General features: G+C 75.2%; 21 protein-coding genes. 13 read left to right on the forward strand and 8 right to left on the reverse strand.

Annotation, left to right across the window (positions count from 1 at the left end; genetic code table 11):
- Positions 1 to 41: 41 nt before the first annotated feature.
- Positions 42 to 743: a carbon-nitrogen hydrolase family protein gene (locus GA0070614_RS27335; protein WP_088978641.1), complete on the reverse strand. Its 702-nt coding sequence runs from the start codon at positions 741 to 743 to the stop codon at positions 42 to 44.
- Positions 744 to 830: 87 nt separating this feature from the next.
- Here GA0070614_RS27335 and GA0070614_RS27340 point away from each other — a divergent pair, with 87 nt between their 5' ends.
- From GA0070614_RS27340 to GA0070614_RS27360, 5 genes are all read left to right on the forward strand, one after another.
- Entirely contained in the window at positions 831 to 1616 is a 786-nt protein-coding gene (locus GA0070614_RS27340; protein ID WP_088978642.1) for a DedA family protein, read from the forward strand.
- 85 nt (positions 1617 to 1701) lie between these two features.
- Entirely contained in the window at positions 1702 to 2772 is a 1071-nt protein-coding gene (locus GA0070614_RS27345; protein WP_088978643.1) for an SRPBCC domain-containing protein, read from the forward strand.
- 233 nt (positions 2773 to 3005) lie between these two features.
- Positions 3006 to 3923, forward strand: coding sequence for a hypothetical protein (locus GA0070614_RS27350; RefSeq protein WP_231933404.1), 918 nt, complete (start codon positions 3006 to 3008; stop codon positions 3921 to 3923).
- Between the two features lie 47 nt (positions 3924 to 3970).
- Positions 3971 to 4942, forward strand: a complete 972-nt coding sequence (locus tag GA0070614_RS27355) for a pirin family protein (protein WP_088978644.1) — start codon at positions 3971 to 3973, stop codon at positions 4940 to 4942.
- Positions 4943 to 4982: 40 nt separating this feature from the next.
- Complete coding sequence (locus GA0070614_RS27360) at positions 4983 to 5645, forward strand: hypothetical protein (protein ID WP_088978645.1); 663 nt, start codon at positions 4983 to 4985, stop codon at positions 5643 to 5645.
- Positions 5646 to 5851: 206 nt separating this feature from the next.
- Here GA0070614_RS27360 and GA0070614_RS27365 read toward each other — a convergent pair whose 3' ends face one another.
- Together GA0070614_RS27365 and GA0070614_RS27370 are read right to left on the reverse strand one after the other, a co-directional pair.
- Positions 5852 to 6505 (reverse strand): DUF1345 domain-containing protein, encoded by a 654-nt coding sequence (locus GA0070614_RS27365; protein ID WP_197701356.1) that lies wholly within the window; start codon positions 6503 to 6505, stop codon positions 5852 to 5854.
- Between the two features lie 90 nt (positions 6506 to 6595).
- A complete protein-coding gene (locus GA0070614_RS27370; RefSeq protein WP_088978646.1) occupies positions 6596 to 6865 on the reverse strand; it encodes a DUF2795 domain-containing protein in 270 nt (89 codons plus the stop codon).
- 155 nt (positions 6866 to 7020) lie between these two features.
- On the opposite strand from GA0070614_RS27370, the gene GA0070614_RS27375 reads away from it, so the two are divergent.
- From GA0070614_RS27375 to GA0070614_RS27400, 6 genes are all read left to right on the forward strand, one after another.
- Positions 7021 to 7434, forward strand: a complete 414-nt coding sequence (locus GA0070614_RS27375) for a DUF2267 domain-containing protein (protein ID WP_088978647.1) — start codon at positions 7021 to 7023, stop codon at positions 7432 to 7434.
- A gap of 237 nt (positions 7435 to 7671) precedes the next feature.
- On the forward strand, positions 7672 to 8688 hold the full coding sequence (locus GA0070614_RS27380; RefSeq protein ID WP_088978648.1) for a TerC/Alx family metal homeostasis membrane protein: 1017 nt from the start codon (positions 7672 to 7674) through the stop codon (positions 8686 to 8688).
- 91 nt (positions 8689 to 8779) lie between these two features.
- Positions 8780 to 9370: a sulfite oxidase-like oxidoreductase gene (locus tag GA0070614_RS27385; RefSeq protein ID WP_197701502.1), complete on the forward strand. Its 591-nt coding sequence runs from the start codon at positions 8780 to 8782 to the stop codon at positions 9368 to 9370.
- A 1-nt stretch (position 9371) separates the two neighbouring features.
- Complete coding sequence (locus tag GA0070614_RS27390; RefSeq protein WP_088978650.1) at positions 9372 to 10133, forward strand: ferredoxin reductase; 762 nt, start codon at positions 9372 to 9374, stop codon at positions 10131 to 10133.
- Between the two features lie 16 nt (positions 10134 to 10149).
- Complete coding sequence (locus GA0070614_RS27395) at positions 10150 to 10437, forward strand: DUF6510 family protein (protein WP_088978651.1); 288 nt, start codon at positions 10150 to 10152, stop codon at positions 10435 to 10437.
- Positions 10438 to 10515: 78 nt separating this feature from the next.
- Positions 10516 to 11046 carry a GNAT family N-acetyltransferase gene (locus GA0070614_RS27400; protein ID WP_088978652.1) on the forward strand — a complete coding sequence of 177 codons (531 nt, stop codon included), beginning with the start codon at positions 10516 to 10518 and terminating at the stop codon, positions 11044 to 11046.
- Between the two features lie 34 nt (positions 11047 to 11080).
- Here GA0070614_RS27400 and GA0070614_RS30360 read toward each other — a convergent pair whose 3' ends face one another.
- Both GA0070614_RS30360 and GA0070614_RS27405 read right to left on the reverse strand, forming a co-directional pair.
- Entirely contained in the window at positions 11081 to 11242 is a 162-nt protein-coding gene (locus tag GA0070614_RS30360) for a hypothetical protein (RefSeq protein ID WP_157745100.1), read from the reverse strand.
- A gap of 115 nt (positions 11243 to 11357) precedes the next feature.
- Positions 11358 to 12440 (reverse strand): hypothetical protein, encoded by a 1083-nt coding sequence (locus GA0070614_RS27405; protein WP_088978653.1) that lies wholly within the window; start codon positions 12438 to 12440, stop codon positions 11358 to 11360.
- A 259-nt stretch (positions 12441 to 12699) separates the two neighbouring features.
- Here GA0070614_RS27405 and GA0070614_RS27410 point away from each other — a divergent pair, with 259 nt between their 5' ends.
- The gene (locus GA0070614_RS27410; RefSeq protein WP_088979706.1) at positions 12700 to 14853 is read left to right on the forward strand and encodes an amylo-alpha-1,6-glucosidase; all 2154 of its coding nucleotides are present in this window, start codon (positions 12700 to 12702) and stop codon (positions 14851 to 14853) included.
- A gap of 42 nt (positions 14854 to 14895) precedes the next feature.
- Positions 14896 to 16200, forward strand: coding sequence for an NAD(P)/FAD-dependent oxidoreductase (locus GA0070614_RS27415; RefSeq protein ID WP_088978654.1), 1305 nt, complete (start codon positions 14896 to 14898; stop codon positions 16198 to 16200).
- Between the two features lie 24 nt (positions 16201 to 16224).
- Here GA0070614_RS27415 and GA0070614_RS27420 read toward each other — a convergent pair whose 3' ends face one another.
- The 3 genes from GA0070614_RS27420 to GA0070614_RS27430 all read right to left on the reverse strand — a co-directional run bounded on the left by GA0070614_RS27420 (position 16225) and on the right by GA0070614_RS27430 (position 19273).
- The gene (locus tag GA0070614_RS27420) at positions 16225 to 17310 is read right to left on the reverse strand and encodes an AI-2E family transporter (RefSeq protein ID WP_088978655.1); all 1086 of its coding nucleotides are present in this window, start codon (positions 17308 to 17310) and stop codon (positions 16225 to 16227) included.
- A 99-nt stretch (positions 17311 to 17409) separates the two neighbouring features.
- Positions 17410 to 18201 (reverse strand): spermidine synthase, encoded by a 792-nt coding sequence (locus GA0070614_RS27425; protein WP_088979707.1) that lies wholly within the window; start codon positions 18199 to 18201, stop codon positions 17410 to 17412.
- Between the two features lie 100 nt (positions 18202 to 18301).
- Positions 18302 to 19273, reverse strand: a complete 972-nt coding sequence (locus GA0070614_RS27430; protein ID WP_088978656.1) for a DUF2267 domain-containing protein — start codon at positions 19271 to 19273, stop codon at positions 18302 to 18304.
- Positions 19274 to 19333: the final 60 nt, after the last annotated feature.

Genomic DNA, 19333 nt, shown 5'->3' on the forward strand with positions numbered 1-19333 from the left:
GGGTCGGGCCGGTCCGGCAGCGTCCGGCCCCGGGCCGCCGCTCAGCCGAGCGTGGCCCGCACGACCTCGCCGGGCTCCGCGCCGGCCCGGGCCACCGCGGTGCCGTCCGGCCGCCACACGCCCGAGCCGCCGGCCGTGCGCGGGTACCGGCTGCCGGACGGGCCGGCGAAGCTCGCCGTCGCCACCCAGACCCGGTGCGCGGCGGCGACCCGCCGGGCCCGCTCCTCGGGCACCCCGGCGTCCTCGGGCGACTCCAGCACCCCGGCGACGTAGACGTCGGCGCCGAGCGCCACCGTGCGCGCCGCGTGCGCGTCCACGCCGGTGTCCTTGCAGACGGCCAGGCCCAGCCGCCAGCCGTCCACGTCGCACACCGCCGGCTCGTCGCCGGGCACGAACCGCGCGGACTCCGCCGCGCCGAGGAACATCTTGCGGTACACCACCCGCACGCCCGTCGCGTCGACCGCGAGCATCCCCAGCCACGGCCGGTCCGCGTCGCCGACCGGCGCGCCGACCAGGGCGAGGGCGCCGGTCGCGGCGCACGCCTCGACCAGCGGCGCGAGCCGTGCGTCGGTGACGTCGAGCGGCGCGGCGTCCAACTCGTACCCGGTGAGGGAGAGTTCGGGGAAGACCACCACCCGGGCGTCGGCGACGTGCACCGCCGCCGCGTGCGCCGCGACGTTGGCGACGACGTCGTACGGCACGCAGGGCGGCTGGGCGACGGCGACGGTGAGCGGTGGACGCACGGCGACCCCTTCGGGTGGATCCGGACTCCGCGAGGCGGTGGGCGGGATCGCGTGGTCGATCCGCCGCGCGCCTCGTAGCTTTGTCCCATGATCCCAAGCTCTCTGGCGCTCAGTTCCCGCACGGTCGTGTCCGCCGCCGAGCCGCCCTCGGACGGGCTGGTCGGCCACGTGACCGGCCTGGTGGAACGGCTCGGCGGGCCGGGCGCGGGGTTGGCCGTGGCGCTGGAGAACCTCTTCCCGCCCATTCCCAGCGAGGTGATCCTGCCGCTGGCCGGCTTCACCGCCGCCCAGGGGAAGATCAGCCTGGTCGGCGCGATCGTGTGGACCACGCTCGGCTCGGTGCTCGGCGCCTGGGTGCTGTACGGCATCGGCGCGGCCCTCGGCCGGGACCGGATGCGGGCGATCGCGGCCCGACTGCCGCTGATCAAGCTCAGCGACGTCGACCGGACGGAGGCGTGGTTCCTCCGGCACGGCGTCAAGGCGGTGTTCTTCGGCCGGATGATCCCCATCTTCCGCAGCCTCATCTCCATCCCGGCCGGGGTGGAGCGGATGCGGATCGGGACCTTCCTGCTGTACACGACGCTGGGCAGCCTGATCTGGAACACCACCTTCGTGATGGCCGGCTACCTGCTCGGCGACAACTGGCACCTGGTCGAGTCGTACGTCGGCTCCCTGCAACGGGTGGTCATCGTGGTCTGCGTCGCCGCGGCCGGCTGGTTCGTGGTCGGCCGGGTTCGCCGGGCCCGTCGGGTGCGGGCCGCCGCGTCCGCCCCCGAGCCGGACGAGGCGCCGTGGGGCGTCGTGGCGGTGGAGAGCGCCGGACCGGGCCGGGGGACGGTCTACCGGGCGTCGTCCTGGTCCCGCGACGGCTGACCCGGGGCCGTCGAGGAGACGTCCGGCCCGCTCGGCGGCGATCCCCGTCGGTCCCCGGGCAGGTGGGAGCCGTAGAGTCGCGCCCGTGATCGAGATCGGCGCGCGGGTCGACCTGGCCCACCCACCGCACCGGCTCTGGCGTGCTCTGACGGACCGGGAACTGCTCGCCCGCTGGTTCGCCGACGTCGACGCCGGGCCCGGGGGACGGCTGCTGCTGCACACCGCCGGACTGCCGGGCTTCGACGCCGCCGTCGACGCCGAGGTGGTCGAGTCGCGGGCGCCGGAGTCGCTGGTGCTGCGCTGCGACGAGGCCGGCCGCCGCAGCCGGCTGAGCTGCGCCGTCGTCGGTACCGCCGAGGGGTGCCGGCTGACGGTCACCGAGACCCTGGAACAGGGCGCCTGGCCCGCCGGGCTGCGCGCCGACCGGGAACGGCACCACGAGCAGGCGCTGACCGTGCGGCTGCCCGCCATGCTCGACTGGCTGGCCTTCCGCGAGGTCGACCTGCGCCGGGACGAGGGCACCGCGACGGCGGAGCTGCCGCTGCTGCCGGCGTACCGGCCGCCGGGGCGCGGGCGTCGGCGGGTGCTGGTGTGGACCGCCGGCGCGGTGGTCGCGGTCCTGGTCGGCGGCGCGGTGGCGGTCTGGGCCCTGCTGCCCGACCCCCCGCAGCGCTCCGCCGGGCTCGACCCGCTGCCGCCGCCCACGGTGGCCGCCACCACCAGCCGCCCGCCCCGGGCCTCCGGCCCGGCCACTCCCGGCCGCTCCGTCACGGCGGCGACCGCCCGCCCGAGCCGCAGCGCCTCGCCCCGGGCCTCCCGGACCCCCGCACCGGTCACCCCGCAGCCCGGGGTACGCGCCCGCTACGAGACGGCCTCGACCCGGCTGTTCGGCTGGACCGGCGAGGTGGTGCTCGACAACACCGGCGACGGCCCGGCGGAGGGCTGGACGGTGGTGGTCACGCTCGCCGCGTCCGGCACGGTCACCGGCGCCAGCGGGGCCGACTGGCGGCAGGACGGCGAGACCGTCACCTTCACCGGCACGCCCGTCCCGGCGGGGCGGTCCCGGACGATCCGCTTCGACGTCCGCGACGCCGACCCCCTCAGCCGGTCGCCGCGCGGCTGCACGGTCGACGGCGAACCCTGCGCCGGTCTCTGACCCGGCGCGAGAACCCACCGACGCGTCCCGGCCGGCGCGGTACGCCCGCGTGGTGACCGGCCGTCCGGGCGCGCCCACCGCTGCGGTCCCGCCGCCGCGGAGATCGGCGTCGTCGACGAGGTCGAGCCCGACGAGGGCCGCCGCCGCATCGCGCGCCGCCGCGGCGGGGTCGCCGGTGATCCGATCGTCCGTCGCTTACGTACTGCCCTGCGGGGACCGGGAGAGGGGCGCGCATGGCGGGATCGGAGCCGGACAGCAACGCCCGTCCGGCGGCGGGGGAGACGGCCGGACACGCGCCGCCGGTCGTCGAGGTGACCGGGGCGCCCACCGATGAGCCGGCGGACCGGTCGCCGTACCCGAGCGCGGCCCGACTGCTCGCCGCCGCCGCGATCGTGGTGCTGGCCCTGGGCGCGCTGGCGGTGACCGCCACCCTGGCCAACCCCGACCGGCTCGGGATCGCCTTCTCCGGAGGCCGGCCGAGCGCGCCGACGCCCGCCCCCGCCGCACCCGGTCGGGGCGGGACGGCCCGGGCCGCGGCCGCCGAGCAGGCGCTGACGGCCCCGCTGGGCGACCTGCGGCGGGGCACCTTCGAGCTGGTGGACGGGTTGTCGTCGTTCCGGCTGCGCACCGAGGACCTCGGCGACGACCTCTACCAGATCAGCAGCCCGGCCGACTCGGTCGTGCTGCCCCGGCCGGAGGTGCGGGGCGAGCGGGTGCAGGTGCGCCTGGTCAAGACCGGCGGCCACGGCCGGGGCGCCGTCGACGTGGTGCTCAACTCCCGGGTCACCTGGCGGCTGCGCCTGATCGGCGGGGTCAGCGAGCACCTGCTCGACCTGACCTCCGCCCGGCTGTCCGGGGTGGAGCTGATCGGCGGCGCGGCCCGCATCGACCTGCGCCTGCCCGAGACCCGGGGCGCCCTCACCGTGCGGATGACCGGCGGGGTCCACCAGTTCGTGGTCCACGCGCCCGGCCGGCCGCCGGTCCGTATCCGCGTCGGCGCCGGCGCCGGCGAGGTCACCCTGTACGACGACCGGCGCGACGGGGTCGGCGCCGGCGAGATGATCAGCTCCCCGAACTGGGACCGCGCGGTCGACCGGGTCTACGTCGACCTGGTCGCCGGCGCCCACACCGTCACGGTGCGCCCCGACTGATCGCCGGTCCGCGCCGTCGTCCGGGTGGCCCGGCATAGAGTCGGGCGATGGACCGTACCGAATCGCTGCCGGCGCAGACCCGACCGCCCGGCGTGGCCCCGGCCGACCCGGGCAGCGTGCTGCTGCCCGGTCACGACGTCCCCCTCGGGCGCTACACCACCGTGCGCCGGCTGCTGCCGCAGCGGCAACGCCGGATGGTCGGCGCCTGGTGCTTCGTGGACCACTTCGGCCCGGACGACGTGGCGCAGCGCCCCGGCATGGAGGTCCCCCCGCACCCGCACACCGGCCTGCAGACCGTCACCTGGCTGCTCGACGGAGAGATCGTGCACCGGGACAGCCTCGGCAACGTCCGGCCGATCCGCCCCGGCCAGCTCAACGTGATGACCTCCGGGCACGGCATCGCGCACTCCGAGCGGTCGCCGGCGACCCACCCGCCGGTGATGCACGGCGTACAGCTGTGGGTGGCGCTGCCCGATCCGGCGCGGGCCGGCGCGGCCGACTTCGCCCACCACGCCGAGCTGCCCCGCTGGCGCGACGGCGAGCTGGACCTGACCCTGCTCGTCGGTGAGCTGGGCGGCGAGCGCTCCCCGGCGGTGGTGCACACCCCGCTGCTCGGCGCCCAGTTGGAGGTGCGCGGGCCGGCCCGGGCCACGCTGCCGTTGCGCCCCGACTTCGAGTACGGCCTGCTGGCGATGTCCGGCGCGGCGGAGGTGGACGGGCTGGCCCTGGCCCCCGGCGCGTTGCTGTACCTCGGCGCGGGGCGGGACCGGTTGGCGCTGTCCGCCGACCCGGGCAGCCGGCTGATGCTGCTCGGCGGGGAGCCGTTCGAGGAGCCGCTGGTGATGTGGTGGAACTTCGTCGGGCGCTCGCACGAGGAGGTGGCCGCGGCCCGGGACGACTGGATGGCCGGCCGCCGCTTCGGCTCCGTGGCCGACGACGCGGCCCCGCCGCTGCCCGCCCCGGAGATGCCGACCACCCGGCTCAAGGCCCGCGACCGGCGCGGCGGCCTGCGCGGCTGACCGGCAGGAGTGCCCACCGCCCGGACGGGTAGTCGCCGGTATGACCAGTCTGATCGCGGGTACCGAGGACCGGAAGCGCCTGGTGCGCCGGCTCGCCGGTGGTGGCCGGGGCTTCGCCGAGCAGTACGGCTTTCGGGTCACCAACAATCCGTCCAGCCTGTTCCAGCTGCTCTGCCTGGCGGTGCTGCTGGCCCGCCGGGGCGACTTCCGGCGGGCCCTGGACGCCGCCCACGCCCTGCCGGACAACGGCTGGGACAGCGCCGCCCGGCTGGCCCGCTCGCTGCACGCCGACCGGGTGCGCGTGCTGCGCGAGGCCGGCCAACGCGGCGACGTCGACGCGCTGGCCGACCTGCTCGGCGACCTGGCCCGTACCGTCGTCGAGCGCTATCGGGGCGACCTGCGCCGGCTGCGTGCCACCGCCGGGCACGACCCGGCGCGGGAGCGGGCGTTGCTGACCGCGTTGCCCGGGGTGGACGACCAGGTGGCCGACCTGTTCCTGCGCGAGACGCAGGCGTTGTGGCGGGAGGTGGCCCCGGTCGCCGACCGCCGGGCCCTCGTCGCGGCCCGCCGCCTCGGCCTGGGGCGCTCCGCCGACGACCTGGCCGCGCTGGCCGGCAGCGGGGAGTCGGAGCGGCTGGCGTGGCTGGTCGGCGCGCTCGCCCGGGTCGACCTGGAACAGCGCTACGCGGAGGTGGCGCGGTGAGTCGCGGCCCACACTTCGTCGAAAATCAGCCGTACGGAGGATGTCATACCGTATGGTAGGCGTGGCAGTGATGCCCGCCCGGTTCGGGCGAACATCCACCGCCTGGCGGTACGCGACCCGGTTCGGGCGTGGACCCGCCAGCGACAGGTACGTGTGGCGCCCCAGGTCGCGGTTCGTGGCCGGGGGCGCCCGCCTGTTGCGCCCGCTCAGCGGGCCAGGCCGGCGAGCAGGTTCACCGTCGCCGCGATGATGATCGCGCCGAACAGGTACGACAGCAGCGCGTGCCGCAGCACCGTCCGACGCATCTCGTGGCTGGTCAGGTTCGTGTCCGACACCTGGAACGTGGCCCCCACGGTGAACGCCACGTAGGCGAAGTCCGCGTAGCAGGGCTGTCCCGGCTGGTTGAACTCGATGCCGCCGTCCGGGCCGGTGTAGTACAGCCGGGCGTAGCGGGTGGTGAAGACGGTGTGCACCACGCACCAGGACAGCAGCACGCTCGCCATCCCCAACGCGCCGTAGAGGTCCCTGGACAGCGCCGGCTGCCCGGTGCGGGTGCTGATCAGCACCAGCGCGACGGCCAGCAGGCTCGCCAGGCACGCCACCAGCAGCAGCACGTCGCGCACGGCCCGGTTCGGGTCCTCGTACACCGCCAGCTCGCCGGTGCGCCGGGCGTCCAGCGGCCACAGCGTCCGCCAGACCAGCACCAGCCAGCTCACCGCCGCCGCGTCCCAGCCGACCAGCGGGCCGAGGCCGGGGGAGACCAGCGCGCCGAAGAGCCCCCCGGCCACCACCCCGACCACGCCCATCACGCTCAGCTGGACGGCGGCCGGGGTGTGCCCGTGCGGTCCCCGCAGCGTCACGTCCGCCGTCCGGGTCGCCGGCCGCCCGCCGCCGCGCCGCCCGCCGCCGCGCCGCCCGCCGCCGCGCCGCCCGCCGTCACCGCGGACGGGTCAGATGCCGCGCAGGTGCTGGGACACCCGCGGGTGCCGGTCGCGGGCCTGGGCGGCCCGCTGTGACGCGTCGACCTCCGGCGCGGCGTCGATGCCGGCGGAGCGGGCCACCTCGGTGCCGTTGGCGTAGTCCACCGGCGGCAGCGCGCGCAACGCCTGGAGCACCTCCGGCGGCGCGCCCTCCCGTTCGGCCTCGCGCACGACGTCGTCCTTCTCCGCCGGGTAGTCCAGGCTCGACAGGTACTGCAGGACGTCGGTGTAACTCGCCATGGCGTGAGCTCCCTCGCCGCCTCGATATCCGGTCACGACCGGCGCCGGTTACCCCCTCGGCCCGGCCTCACGCGCCGCCCGGGCGGAAATCCGCGCCGTTTCCGACGCCCCGTCGCGGGTACGCGAGCCCTCCGACGTCGAGGGGAGCGCGCCCGATGAACTACGACACCTTCGTCGACCAGGTGGCCCGGCGCAGCCGGGTCGACTCCGAGCGGGCCGTGGCGTTGATCCACGCCACCCTGGAGACGCTGACCGAGCGGTTGACCGGGGGTGAGGTGCTCGACCTCGCCACCCAGCTCCCGACGCCGTTGCAACTGGTCCTCAAACCCACCCCGAGCACCGAGGCGGCCGACCGGTTCGGCGCCGCCGAGTTCGTCGCCCGGGTCGGGCGGCGGGCGGGGATCGACGAGCCGGCGGCCCGCGACGCCGTACGGGCGGTCTTCACCACCCTGCGCGAGGCGGTCAGCGGCGGCGAGTTCGACGACCTGGTGGGCCAGTTCCCGCGCGACTACCGGGAGCTGGTGGAGCCGGCGCTGGCCCCCGGCGCGAGCGTGCTGCGCCGCGCCTGAGCGGGCGTCCCGCAGGGGGTGGCGCGTGGACACGCACACAGCCGTTGACCAGGGCAACCAGCTGGTGTGCCGGATTGGCGGCCGGTCTGAGCCTGCCCTAACCTTGACCGCACGAGGGGAGTACTTCCCACGAACCATGCCGGTCAGTACGGCGTGCTCCAGGCACGCCTCGGGTGGTTGCCCACGAAGTGTGGGTGAAGGAGACCTCGAACATGGCACGGTGTTCGAGGAGGCTCCATGACGGATGTGTCGTACCTGGCCGCCGATCTCCAGTCGGTCGGCACGCCCACGCTCTGGGCGGTCACCATCGCGGGCGTGCTCGCCCTGCTGGTGCTCGACTTCCTGGTGACCCGCCGCCCGCACGAGGTCTCGCTCAAGGAGGCCCTCGGCTGGTCGGCGTTCTACATCGCCCTGCCGCTGGCCTTCGGCGGCTGGATCTGGGCGCGCTACGGCTCGCAACAGGGAGTGGAGTACCTCACCGGTTACCTGGTCGAGAAGTCCCTCTCGGTCGACAACCTCTTCGTCTTCATGCTGCTGCTGGCCGCCTTCGCGGTGCCGGCCGTGCTGGCCCAGCGGGTGCTGCTCTACGGCATCGCCGGCGCGCTCGTGCTCCGCGCGATCTTCATCGCGCTGGGCGCCGCCGCCCTGCAGACCCTCGACTTCGCCTTCCTGCTCTTCGCCGTCATCCTGATCGTCACCGCGATCAAGCTGCTGCGCGACGCCCTCTCCGGGCACGAGCAGGAGGTCGACATCAACAAGATGCGCTCGGTGCGGCTGCTGCGCCGGTTCATGCCGGTGGTCGACGAGTACCACGGCACGAAGATGACCATCCGGCAGAACGGCAGGCGGGCGCTCACCCCGCTCGCCCTCGTGGTGGTCGCGGTCCTCGCCACCGACGTGGTCTTCGCGGTCGACTCGGTGCCCGCCGTCTACGGCATCACCGAGGACCCGTACCTGGTCTTCGCCACCAACGCCTTCGCCCTGCTCGGCCTGCGTGCGCTCTACTTCGTGCTGCACGCCGCGCTGAGCCGGCTGGTCCACCTCAGCTACGGCCTGGCGGTCATCCTGGCCTTCATCGGCGTCAAGCTGGGCCTGCACTGGGCGCACGGCATCTGGAAGGGCGTGCCGGAGATCCCGACGCTGGCCTCCCTCGGCGTCATCATCGGCGTGCTGGTGGTGGTCACCCTCACCAGCCTGCGCGCCACCCGCGACCAGCGCCCCGGCGACCGTGAGGTGGTCGCCGAGCGGCGCTGACGCGGGCGGTCCCCCCGGTCGCCGCCGGCCGGGGTACCCGCGAACGCCTCCGCCCGCCGGGCGGCGGTGGTACGACTGACGGGTGGGAATCGTGTCACCGGGCTTCCAGGGCCGGCGCCGCTCCAGCGGGCCGGCCCTGCCGCCGGGGCAGTACCTGACCGAGGACTTCCCGGTGCTGTCGGCCGGGCCGACGCCGAAGGTGCCGCTGGACACCTGGGAGTTCGTGCTCGGCGCCGAGTCCGGCGCGGAGTTCCGCTGGAGCTGGCCGGAGTTCACCGGCCTGCCGCAGGAGACGCCGACGGTGGACATCCACTGCGTCACCCGCTGGTCCAAGCTGGGCACCAGCTGGCAGGGCGTCTCGCTGGACGCCCTGCTCGACGGCGTGGACACCGCCGCCCGGTACGCGCTGGTCCACTCGTACGGCGGGTACACCACCAACCTGCCCCTGGACGACCTGCGCGGCGGCCGGGCGTGGGTGGTGCACACGTACGACGGCGCGCCGCTGCCGGCCGCGCACGGCGGCCCGGCCCGGCTGCTGGTGCCGCACCTGTACCTGTGGAAGTCCGCGAAGTGGGTGCGCGGCATCCGGCTGCTCGTCGACGACCAGCCGGGCTTCTGGGAGACGGCCGGCTACCACGACTACGGCGACCCGTGGCGCGAGCAGCGCTACCAGGGCGACTGAGGTGACCGCGCCCACCACCGGCCCTCCGGTGGCCGCCCCGCTGACCTGGCGGGTGGCCCGGCTGGCGCACCGCCGGGCCGAGACCCCGACCGCGCAGACCCTGGTCCTCGACGTGCCGGGCTGGCCGGGGCACCTGCCGGGGCAGCACGTCGACGTGCGGTTGACCGCCGAGGACGGCTACCAGGCCGCCCGGTCGTACTCGCTGGCCGGGCCGGCCGACGGGGAACGGATCGCGCTGACCGTGCAGCGGGTGCCCGACGGCGAGGTGTCGCCGTACCTGATCGACACCTGGGCCGAGGGTGACCCGGTCGAGGTGCGCGGCCCGGTCGGCGGCTGGTTCGTCTGGCGGCCGCAGGAGAGCGCGCCGGTGCTGCTGGTGGCCGGCGGCTCCGGGGTGGTGCCGTTGATGGCGATGGTCCGCGCCCGGCGGGCCGCCGGCAGCCGGGCGCCGTTCCGGCTGATCTACTCGGTGCGCACCCCGGCCGACGTCATCTACGCCGACGAGCTGCGCCGCCGCGTCCGCGACGACCACGGCCTGGACGTGGCGTACGTGTACACCCGGCAGGCGCCCGAGGGGTGGCGGGGCGAACCGCACCGGATCGGGCTGGCCGACGTCAACACCCACGGCTGGCCGCCGGAGCTGGAGCCGCTCTGCTACGTCTGCGGCCCCACCGGCTTCGTGGAGACCGTCGCGGACCTGCTGGTCGGGCTGGGACACCCGACCCGGCGGGTGCGCACCGAACGCTTCGACCCCACCGGTTGAACGGCGAGGAGATCCGATGACCGACCTGTCCTACCTGGACGGCAACATGCTCGACGGTCCGCTGCGCGAACTCTTCGCCGTCGACCTGAGCGCCGCCACCGGGCGCTGCGACAACTGCGGGATGCGCGGCCCGGTGGCGGGACTGCACGTCTTCTCCCACGCCCCCGGCCTGGTGGCCCGCTGCCCGTCCTGCGCCGAGGTGATGCTGCGGCTGGTCCGCGCTCCCGACCGGGCCTGGCTGGACCTGCGCGGCGCCACCTTCCTCCAGGTACCGATGCCGCTGGACCGGCCACCGTCGCGCTGAGCGCCGCCGGTCGGGCCGTGCCGGTCCGGTCGTATCCCGCTGGACAGCGCGGCGGGCGGCCCGCGAGAGTGGTCCGCCGTGAGACACCTGCGCACCGCCGGCGTCGTCGGCATCCGCCGTCCCCGGCCCACCGACGCCGCCGAGTTCGTCGCCGCCGCCCGGCGCAGCCGCGAGCTGCACCATCCCTGGCTCGCCGCGCCGGACACCCCACAGGCGTTCGCCGCGTACCTGGCCAAGAGCCGCCGCCGCGACCAGCAGAGCTTCCTCATCTGCGACCGGCCGAGTGGGCGCCTCGCCGGCTACGTCAACATCAGCGGGATCATCATGGGCCCGTTGCGCGGCGGTTTCATGGGCTACGCCGCGTTCCTGCCGTACGCCGGGACGGGACACGCCTCGACCGGCGTCGGGCTGGTGCTGGCGCACGCCTTCGACACGCTCGGCCTGCACCGGGTGGAGGCGAACATCCAGCCGGGCAACGAGCCCTCGCGGCGGCTGGCCCGCAGGCTCGGCTTCCGGCAGGAGGGGTACTCGCCGGACTACCTGTTCATCGACGGCGCCTGGCGCGACCACGAGCGCTGGGCGATCACCGCCCCGCCGTCCGACGGCTGAGCGCCGGGGCGGCCCACGACCGCCCCGGCCCCGCTCAGCGGCCCGGCCCGCGCGCCTCCCGGCGCTGCCCGCCGAGCCGCTCGATGCGGCCCTGCTTGTGCTCCACCCGCCGGCGCTGGCGGGGCGTGAGCTGCTTGCGCCCGCTCTGCCTCAGGTAGATCGGCTGTCGCTGGTCGTTGGACATCGGCATGGTCATGGGGCTGTCCTCCCTCCGGCCGGAGCTGACGGTGGACCACCACGCTGCGCCGATGCCGGGTGAGCCGACCCCACCCGGGAAGGGTGAGGCGGCGGCCGGCCGCCGCCTCACCCGGTCAGATCCGGGAGGTGAAGGCGGCCAGGAACCGGTGCGGGGTGATCACCCCGGCGTTGTCGAAGCAGACGACGTCCACCTCGGCGTCGAGCGCGTACGACCACGGCTGGGTCAGGTGGCAGTAGTGCGACCCGCTGCCCTGCGCCACCACCTGGGCGTGCGTCTCCTTGGCTCCGAGCTGCGGGAACGTGGCCAGGTACCGGCCGGCCGGCGCGATCGCCACGACGCTGTTGACGCCGACGCCGAGCACCGAGTTGTCGTTGGTCGGGCCGCCGACGGCGGTGCCCAGGTGACCGAAGCGGGTCGGCGGGGCGAGCGAGCCGATCACCGACCGGTCCCGGTGGTACGACAGGGTGAAGTCGCTGTCGGCCGCCGCGCCGGCCTGGTCGAAGCAGTTGACGTACACCACCACGTCGGCGCCCGAGGCGAACCACTGCAGCACCTTGCACCGGCGCTGCGCCGCGTTCGGATGCACGGCGGTGACCTGCACACCGCCGGCGAGCACGCCGGCCAGCCCGACCCCCGGCAGCTTCACCGAGTACTGCCCGAGCAGCAGGTGGGCCACCCCGTTCGCCACGCCGGTCGAGTTGTACGACTGGGCGAGCCCGCCGCCGGACTGGTGCACCCAGGCGTGGGAGGTGCCCGCCGGCAGCACCCCGGAGCTGGTCGTCCAGAGCACGGTGAAGGGCGTGTCGTCGCGCTCGCCGCCCGGCTTGTGGCACTGCACGTCGACGATCTGGTCCGCCCCGGACTGGTACCAGCGGACCACCTCGCAGTAGTGGCCGGTCCGGTTCACCGGGGTCACGTGCGGCACGCCGCGCGAGCCGGCGCCGATCTGCGGGAACCGGACCAGGAACCGGCCCGGCGCGATCTTGGCGCCCTGCGCCCAGGCGGCGGGGAAGGCCGTCTTCCAACTGCCCCACTGCCGGCTGGTGTCGAGCACCGTCCACGCCGGCACGGTCGGGTCCTTGACGTACGCGAAGCCCCACCGGTCGGCGGTGGCCGCCGCCGCCGGAGCGGCGGTGAGCGCGCCGACCGCCAGGACGGTGGAGAGCGCGGCGGCAGCGAGCGAACGCAGTCGCATGTTTCCTCCTGTGACGAGAGCCGTGTGTCGCCCAGGAGCGTGCGCCGCCGCCGACCCGGTCACTGTCGGCTACCGCACCATGACGTGTCGGGTGTGCGCCGCTGTCAACTCCCCGGCTTCGGGAACGCGACCGGGGACCGGTGGCCGGCATCCTCACCCCGTCCGGCGACGTCTGTCCATGTCCATCGCCCTCGATCAGCGGGTTCCACCCGGACCGGGTGATGCCCGGCTCGCCCCCGGCCCTCCTACCGTGGGCACCATGGCTGCCGTCCGCCCGACCCCGGCCGACCCGATGCCGGGCGTGTTCGTCGCCGACCGCGAGACCGGTGACCAGCGTGCTTTGCCACCCGAGCTGGGCCCGGACTCGATGGCCGTGCTCAGCGGCCCCACCTTCATGTACTCCGACCGCGCCGGGGACGTGCCGCCCGGCGGCATCGGTGGTCTGGTCCACCTGGACACCCGCCTGATCAGCGGCTGGGTGCTCACCATCGACGGCAACCGGCTGCTGGTGCTGCGCGCCGAGACCATCGACCACTACTCCGCGCAGTTCATCCTCACCAGCCCCGCGCTGCCCGGGCTCGCGCCGGACACCGTCGGCGTGCGCCGGCTGCGCTACCTGGGGCAGGGCTTCCACGAGCGGATCGAGCTGCTGTCGTACAAGGGCGAGCCGTGCGCCGTCGAGCTGCGGCTGGCCGTGCGCGCCGACTTCGCCGACCTGTTCGAGATCAAGTCCGGGGTGCGCGACCGGTCCGAATCGATCCTGCGCCAGCACACCCCGGAACAGCTCTTCTTCTCCTACGACCACGAGGACTTCTCCGCCTGGACCACGGTGCGCTGCTCGATCCCGGCCGACCGGGTCGAGGGCGACGACCTGGTGTGGCGGGTGACGCTGCAACCCCGCCAGCAGTGGCAACTCGACCTGCGCGTGCCGCTGCCACCCGGGATGGGCGTCGTCGAGACCGGGCGCGCCGACTTCGCCGAGGTCATCCACGGCCGCCGGAACGACCCGATCCGGCGCTGGATCGAGACCCGGGCGAAGCTGCGCAGCGACCACCCGAGCCTGGAGCGGGCCATCCGGCAGTCCCGCTACGACCTGGCCGCGCTGCGGCTGGACCTGGAGGTCCGGGGCCAGCGCATCATGCTGCCCGGCGCCGGCCTGCCCTGGTTCCTCACCCTCTTCGGCCGGGACACCCTGATCACCGCGTACCAGACCCTGACGGCCGGGCCGATGCTCGCCCAGGGCGCGCTGTTGGCGCTGGCCCGGCTGCAGGGGCGGCGCTGCGACAACTTCACCGACGAGGAGCCGGGCCGGATCCTGCACGAGGTGCGCAGCGGCGAGCTGACCCGCACCGGCCGCAAGCCGTACGCCCCGTACTACGGCACCGCCGACGCCACCCAGCTGTGGCTGATCCTGCTGTCCGAGTACTGGCGCTGGACCGGCGACCACGACCTGGTCCGGTCACTGCGGGACAACGCCCTGGCCGCGCTGAACTGGATCGACCACTTCGGCGACCGGGACGGCGACGGCTACGTCGAGTACGCCACCCGCTCGCCGGAAGGGCTGGGCAACCAGTGCTGGCGCGACTCGCCGGACGGGGTCCGCTTCTCCGACGGCCGGATCCCGGTGCTGCCCGTCGCCACCTGCGAGATCCAGGGCTACACGTACGACGCGAAGCTGCGCCTGGCGGAGCTGGCCGACGGTCCGCTGGCCGATCCGGCGCTGGCGGCCCGGCTGCGCGAGGAGGCGGCCGGGCTGTACGAGCGGTTCAACCGGGACTTCTGGCTCGACGAGCGCGGCGGCTTCTACGCCGTCGGGCTGGACGGCGACAAGAACCCGATCGACTCCAAGACCTCGAACATGGGGCACCTGCTGTGGAGCGGCATCGTCCCGCCGGAGCGGGCCGAGCGGGTGGTGCGCCAGCTGATGCACCCCGACATGTTCTCCGGCTGGGGCATCCGCACCCTGTCCCGCGAGGACCGGCCGTTCAACGCCCTCGGCTACCACCTGGGCACCGTCTGGCCGCACGACAACTCCCTCGCCGTGCTCGGGATGAGCCGCTACGGCTTCCGGGCCGAGGCGAACCGGGTGAGCCTGGCCCTGCTCGACGTCGCCGACCAGTTCGACCACCGGCTGCCGGAGGCGCTGAGCGGGTACCCGCGCGACCGCACCCTGTTCGCCGTGCCGTACCCGACGGCGTGCAGCCCGCAGGCCTGGGCCGCCGGCGCGCCGCTGGCCGTGGCCCGGGCGATGGCGGGCCTGGAGCCGGTGGACGGCCGGCTGGTGCTCGACCCGGACATCCCGCCGGAGGTGGGCCGGATCCACGTCGACGGCGTGCGCGCGTTCGGCCGGCTGTGGGAGATCGAGGCGATCGGCCGGACCGGACACGTCCGACTCCAGGACGCCCGGCCCTGACCGGCACGTTTGCCGGGGCGGGCGACGGGAACGGCAGCGGGCATGACGAAACCTCGTGTGGTGATCGTGGGGGCCGGGTTCGCCGGTTACCACGCGGCGAAGACGTTGAGCCGGCTGGCCCGCGACCGCGCCGAGATCGTGGTGCTGAACTCCACCGACTACTTCCTCTACCTGCCGCTGCTGCCGGAGGTGGCCGCCGGAGTGGTGGAGCCCACCCGGATCTCGGTGCCGCTCACCGGCACCCTCGACGGGGTACGGATCATCGTCGGCGAGGCCGACCACGTCGACCTGCACAACCGCTGGGTGGGCTTCACCCAGCCCGAGGGCGACCGCGGCCGGATCGCGTACGACCGGTTGGTGCTCTGCGTCGGCAGCGTCAACAAGCTGCTGCCGATCCCCGGGGTGACCGAGTACGCGCACGGCTTCCGCGGCCTGCCCGAGGCGGTCTACCTGCACGACCACGTGATCCGCCAGATCGAGTTGGCCGAGCAGGCCGAGGACCCGGCCGAGCAGCGGTCCCGCTCCACCTTCGTGGTGGTCGGCGCCGGGTACACCGGCACGGAGGTGGCCGCGCACGGGCAGCTCTTCACCGACCGGCTGGTCGCCCAGCGGCCACACCTGAAGATCCGGCCGCGCTGGATGCTGCTCGACGTCGCGCCCCGGCCCCTGCCGGAGCTGGACCGGCGGATGTCCGACACCGCCGACCGGGTGCTGCGCCGCCGGGGCGTGGACGTGCGGATGGGCACCTCGGTCGCCGAGGCCACCCCGGACGGGGTGATGCTGACCGACGGCGAGTACGTGCCGACCTGCAGCCTCATCTGGTGCGTCGGGGTGCGTCCCGACCCGTTCGTGGCCGAGCTGGGCCTGCGCACCGAGAAGGGCCGGCTGGTGACCGACGAGTACCTCAACGTCCCCGGCTTCCCCGAGGTGTACGCCTGCGGCGACGCCGCCGCGGTGCCCGACCTGACCCGCCCCGGGGAGATCTGCACGATGACCGCGCAGCACGCCCAGCGCCAGGGCAAGCTCGCCGCGCACAACATCGCCGCCTCCTACGGGCAGGGCCGGCGCAAGCCGTACAAGCACCACGACCTCGGCTGGGTGGTGGACCTGGGCGGCAAGGACGCGGCGGCGAACCCGCTCAAGCTGTCGATGTCCGGGCTGCCGGCCAAGGCCGTCACCCGCGGCTACCACCTGCTGGCCATGCCGGGCAACCGGGCGCGGGTGGGCGCCGACTGGGTGCTCGATGCGACGCTGCCCCGCTCGGCGACCCAGCTCGGGCTGGTGCCGGCGCACGCCGTACCGCTGGAGAGCTCGTCGCCGGAGGTGCCGGTCCGGGCGCGGGCCTGACTGGTCGCGGACCGGCCGGCGGGATCACCCGCCGGCCGGTCCGGCGTCCGGGTCGGTGGGCGCGGGCAGCGTCCGGGCCCCCGGAGCCGGGGCGAACTCCCGCAGCAGCAGCTGGCCGATGCCGGCGGCGGGGATGGCCAGCAGCGCGCCGACCAGCCCGGCCAACTCGGCGGCGAGCAGCACGCTGACCAGGACGGTCAGTGGGTTGAGCCGGACCGCGCGGGCCATGATGACCGGTTGCAGCAGGTGGTTCTCCACCTGCTGGTAGACGACGAAGAAGACCAGCACCACGATTCCGGCGGTGGGGGAGTGCAGGAACGCCGCCCCGGCCGCGACCAGCGCGCCGAGGGTCGCCCCGACCAGCGGGATCAGGTCGGTGACGGCGACGACCAACGCGATCACCGCGGCGAACGGCACCCCCGCCAGGGCGAGCACCAGGTACGTCAGGCCGCCGCAGATGACGCTGATCAGCAGGTTGCCGCTGAGGTAGCCGGTGATCGTGCGGGAGATCTCCCGGCCGATGCGGTGCAGCCGCTCGGCCGGTCCGTCGCCGGCCAGGCGCAGCACGGCCCGCACGATCCGCGGCGCCTCCAGCACCATCAGGTACGCCAGCACGATCACCGTGACCAGTCCGGCGACGGTCTCCAGCACGCTCCGGACCAGCCCGACGGCGGGTTCGCGCAGTTCACCGCCATACCGCTGGACCTGCTCGGAGTGCCGGCGGGCGTAGTCGAGCAGCCCGGAGCGCGCCAGCAGCTCCCCGAGCGGACCCCGGCCGTCCCGGGTCTCGTCCAGCAGCTCCGGCGCCCGGTCGACGAACCGGCCGAGCTCGTCCAGCAGCGGTACCACGATCAGCGCGCCCAGCCCGCCGAGCAGGACGAACGCGGCGAGGAAGACCAGCAGGGTGGCCAGTGCCCGGTGCCGTACCAGCCGCCGTTGCAGGTGGTCGACGAGCGGGTTGAGCGCGACGGCGAGGAAGGCGGCGACGAGAATCCAGATCAGCACCCGTCGGGTGGCCCAGACCAGGGTCAGTCCCAGCGCGGTGCCGAGCACCAGTCCGATGACGATCAACGCCCGGCGGGCGGTGGAGCGGTCGTCGGCGGTGCTCATCCGGCGCGGCTACCCGGGCCGTCCGCCCCGAAACCCGCCGGTCGCCGCGTCCGGTCGCCACCCGGCCGCGTGGCCCGGCCGTACGCGAGCGGTCCCGGCTCAGCCGGTCAGCGAGGCGTCGGTGGCCGGGCGGGCGCCGCCGACGAACGCGTCCAGTTCCGTGCCGTGCAGCACGCCGCCCGGCACCGGGTCGGCCGCCACCCGCCCGGCGAGCCGGCGCGTCGGCAGCCGGCCGGGGCGGAGGGCGGCGGCGAGCACCACGTTGCCGTACCGGCGGCCCCGCAGCATCCGGCGGTCGGCCACCAGGCAGACCTCGGCGAAGACCGCCCGCAGGGTCGCCGCCTGCACCCGGGTGAAGACCAGCGGCGGCAGGTCGGTGACGTTGACCAGGTACACCCCGTCGGGGCGCAGCGTCCGGGCCACCTCGGCGGCGAACTCCCGGCTCGCCACGTGGGCCGGCATCCGCGCGGCCCGGTAGATGTCGGCGAGCACCAGGTCGTAGCGGTGCGCGGGGGCGGCGCCCACCGCGTCCCGGGCGTCGGCGACGTCGACGTCGACCGGCGTCGGCGGCGCCGGCAGCTCGCGGCCGACCAGGTCCACCACGGCCGCGTCCCGCTCGACGACCCGCTGGGCGGACCCGGGGCGGGTCGCCGCGACGTACCGGGGGAGGGTCAGCGCGCCGCCGCCCAGGTGCAGCACGTCGAGGGGGCGCCCGGCCGGGGCGGCCAGGTCGACCACCGCGGCCATCCGGCGGACGTACTCGAAGTGCAGGTGACGGGGGTCGGCCACGTCGACGTACGACTGGGCCACACCCCCGGCGAGCAGGATCCGACCGGTCCGGCGGGCCGGGTCGACGACCAGGTCCAGCCGGTCGTCGGCGGCGCTGTCCATGCGCGGCAGGCTAGCCGACGCCCCGCCGCCCGGGCCGGCGCGGACCCGGACGGCGGCCGGGGCCGGCGGACGCCCGCCCACCGGCCCGGACGACGTCGGCTCAGCCGGCGGCCATCCCCGCGCCGGCCTCGTCGATCGCGTCGTCGACCCGGTGCGCCAGTTCGACGTCCGCGGCGGTCACCGCGTCGACCTGCTGGCTGCGTACGGTCAGCACCGCGTTGTCGGGGTCGGGCCGGCCGATCTGCGGCCCGCGACCGGTCTGCGCGCGGAGCAGGTCGAGCCGGTCGAGCACCCGGTCCAGGTTGTCGGGCGGCAGCTCGATGGTGCGCACCAGCGAACGGCGGTCACTGGACCAGTACGGCAGGTCGTCCAGGGCGGCGCGCAGCTCCGCCTCGCTGAGCGGGGCGGTGGCGCTGGACGGCCCCACCAGCCCCCCGCCGACCTCGGCCGGGCCGAGCAGATCGCGCAGCCCGTCCGGCACGTGCAGCGACTCGACCAGGTCACCGTCGTGCGCCGCGAGCGCGGCCAGGGTCGCCTCCGCCTGGTAGCGGGCCTGCTCCGGGGAGCGCCCGCTGAGCCGGCCCACCTCGGCCAGGAAGCCCGGCAGGTCGTGGTGGCGCTCGATGCCGTCGACCGGCACCACGTCGTGCAGCTTCACCGGCACCGCCTCCAGCAGCCGGGCGCGTTCCCCCTCGTCCAGCGCCCAGGCCAGGGCGAGCACGGTGGCCTCGGCGCCCACCTTGGCGGTGCGGAAGTCCACCCCCGCCCGGCGGCTCACCTCGTCGACCAGCTCGCGGTAACCCATCTGGGTCACCTCGCCCGGTCCCGGCTCGGGGCGGGGCCGGTTGGTCGTGGCCACGGCGGTGGCCGGCGGCGCCGGTCCGCCCCGGGTGGGGTCCGGCTTGTGCCGGCCGGCCGGCGGGGGACCGGACCGCTTGCCCCGGTCCAGGCTGGTGAGCTGCTTGGACGCGCTCAGGCTGGTGCCCGCCTCGCTCGGCTGCCGACCCTGCTCGCGGGCCTGGCGGGCCAGGGCCCGGCGGCGCTGGTTGTCGCCCTCCATCTGCTTGCGCATGGTCGACCTCGCTCCCCTGTCGGGTTCACCGTCGCCGCTGGCGTTCCCGTCGGCGCGAGG

The sequence above is a fragment of the Micromonospora coxensis genome (assembly GCF_900090295.1).
In the GTDB taxonomy this organism is placed as follows: domain Bacteria; phylum Actinomycetota; class Actinomycetes; order Mycobacteriales; family Micromonosporaceae; genus Micromonospora; species Micromonospora coxensis.

Excerpts from the sequence above, each read along its gene's own strand:
- GA0070614_RS27340 (WP_088978642.1), top strand. The coding sequence starts at position 831 with ATGATCCCAAGCTCTCTGGCGCTCAGTTCCCGCACGGTCGTGTCCGCC.
- GA0070614_RS27350 (WP_231933404.1), top strand. The coding sequence starts at position 3,006 with ATGGCGGGATCGGAGCCGGACAGCAACGCCCGTCCGGCGGCGGGGGAG.
- GA0070614_RS27355 (WP_088978644.1), top strand. The coding sequence starts at position 3,971 with ATGGACCGTACCGAATCGCTGCCGGCGCAGACCCGACCGCCCGGCGTG.
- GA0070614_RS27360 (WP_088978645.1), top strand. The coding sequence starts at position 4,983 with ATGACCAGTCTGATCGCGGGTACCGAGGACCGGAAGCGCCTGGTGCGC.
- GA0070614_RS27370 (WP_088978646.1), bottom strand. The coding sequence starts at position 6,865 with ATGGCGAGTTACACCGACGTCCTGCAGTACCTGTCGAGCCTGGACTAC.
- GA0070614_RS27375 (WP_088978647.1), top strand. The coding sequence starts at position 7,021 with ATGAACTACGACACCTTCGTCGACCAGGTGGCCCGGCGCAGCCGGGTC.
- GA0070614_RS27380 (WP_088978648.1), top strand. The coding sequence starts at position 7,672 with ATGACGGATGTGTCGTACCTGGCCGCCGATCTCCAGTCGGTCGGCACG.
- GA0070614_RS27395 (WP_088978651.1), top strand. The coding sequence starts at position 10,150 with ATGACCGACCTGTCCTACCTGGACGGCAACATGCTCGACGGTCCGCTG.
- GA0070614_RS30360 (WP_157745100.1), bottom strand. The coding sequence starts at position 11,242 with ATGACCATGCCGATGTCCAACGACCAGCGACAGCCGATCTACCTGAGG.
- GA0070614_RS27405 (WP_088978653.1), bottom strand. The coding sequence starts at position 12,440 with ATGCGACTGCGTTCGCTCGCTGCCGCCGCGCTCTCCACCGTCCTGGCG.
- GA0070614_RS27410 (WP_088979706.1), top strand. The coding sequence starts at position 12,700 with ATGGCTGCCGTCCGCCCGACCCCGGCCGACCCGATGCCGGGCGTGTTC.
- GA0070614_RS27415 (WP_088978654.1), top strand. The coding sequence starts at position 14,896 with ATGACGAAACCTCGTGTGGTGATCGTGGGGGCCGGGTTCGCCGGTTAC.
- GA0070614_RS27420 (WP_088978655.1), bottom strand. The coding sequence starts at position 17,310 with ATGAGCACCGCCGACGACCGCTCCACCGCCCGCCGGGCGTTGATCGTC.
- GA0070614_RS27425 (WP_088979707.1), bottom strand. The coding sequence starts at position 18,201 with ATGGACAGCGCCGCCGACGACCGGCTGGACCTGGTCGTCGACCCGGCC.
- GA0070614_RS27430 (WP_088978656.1), bottom strand. The coding sequence starts at position 19,273 with ATGCGCAAGCAGATGGAGGGCGACAACCAGCGCCGCCGGGCCCTGGCC.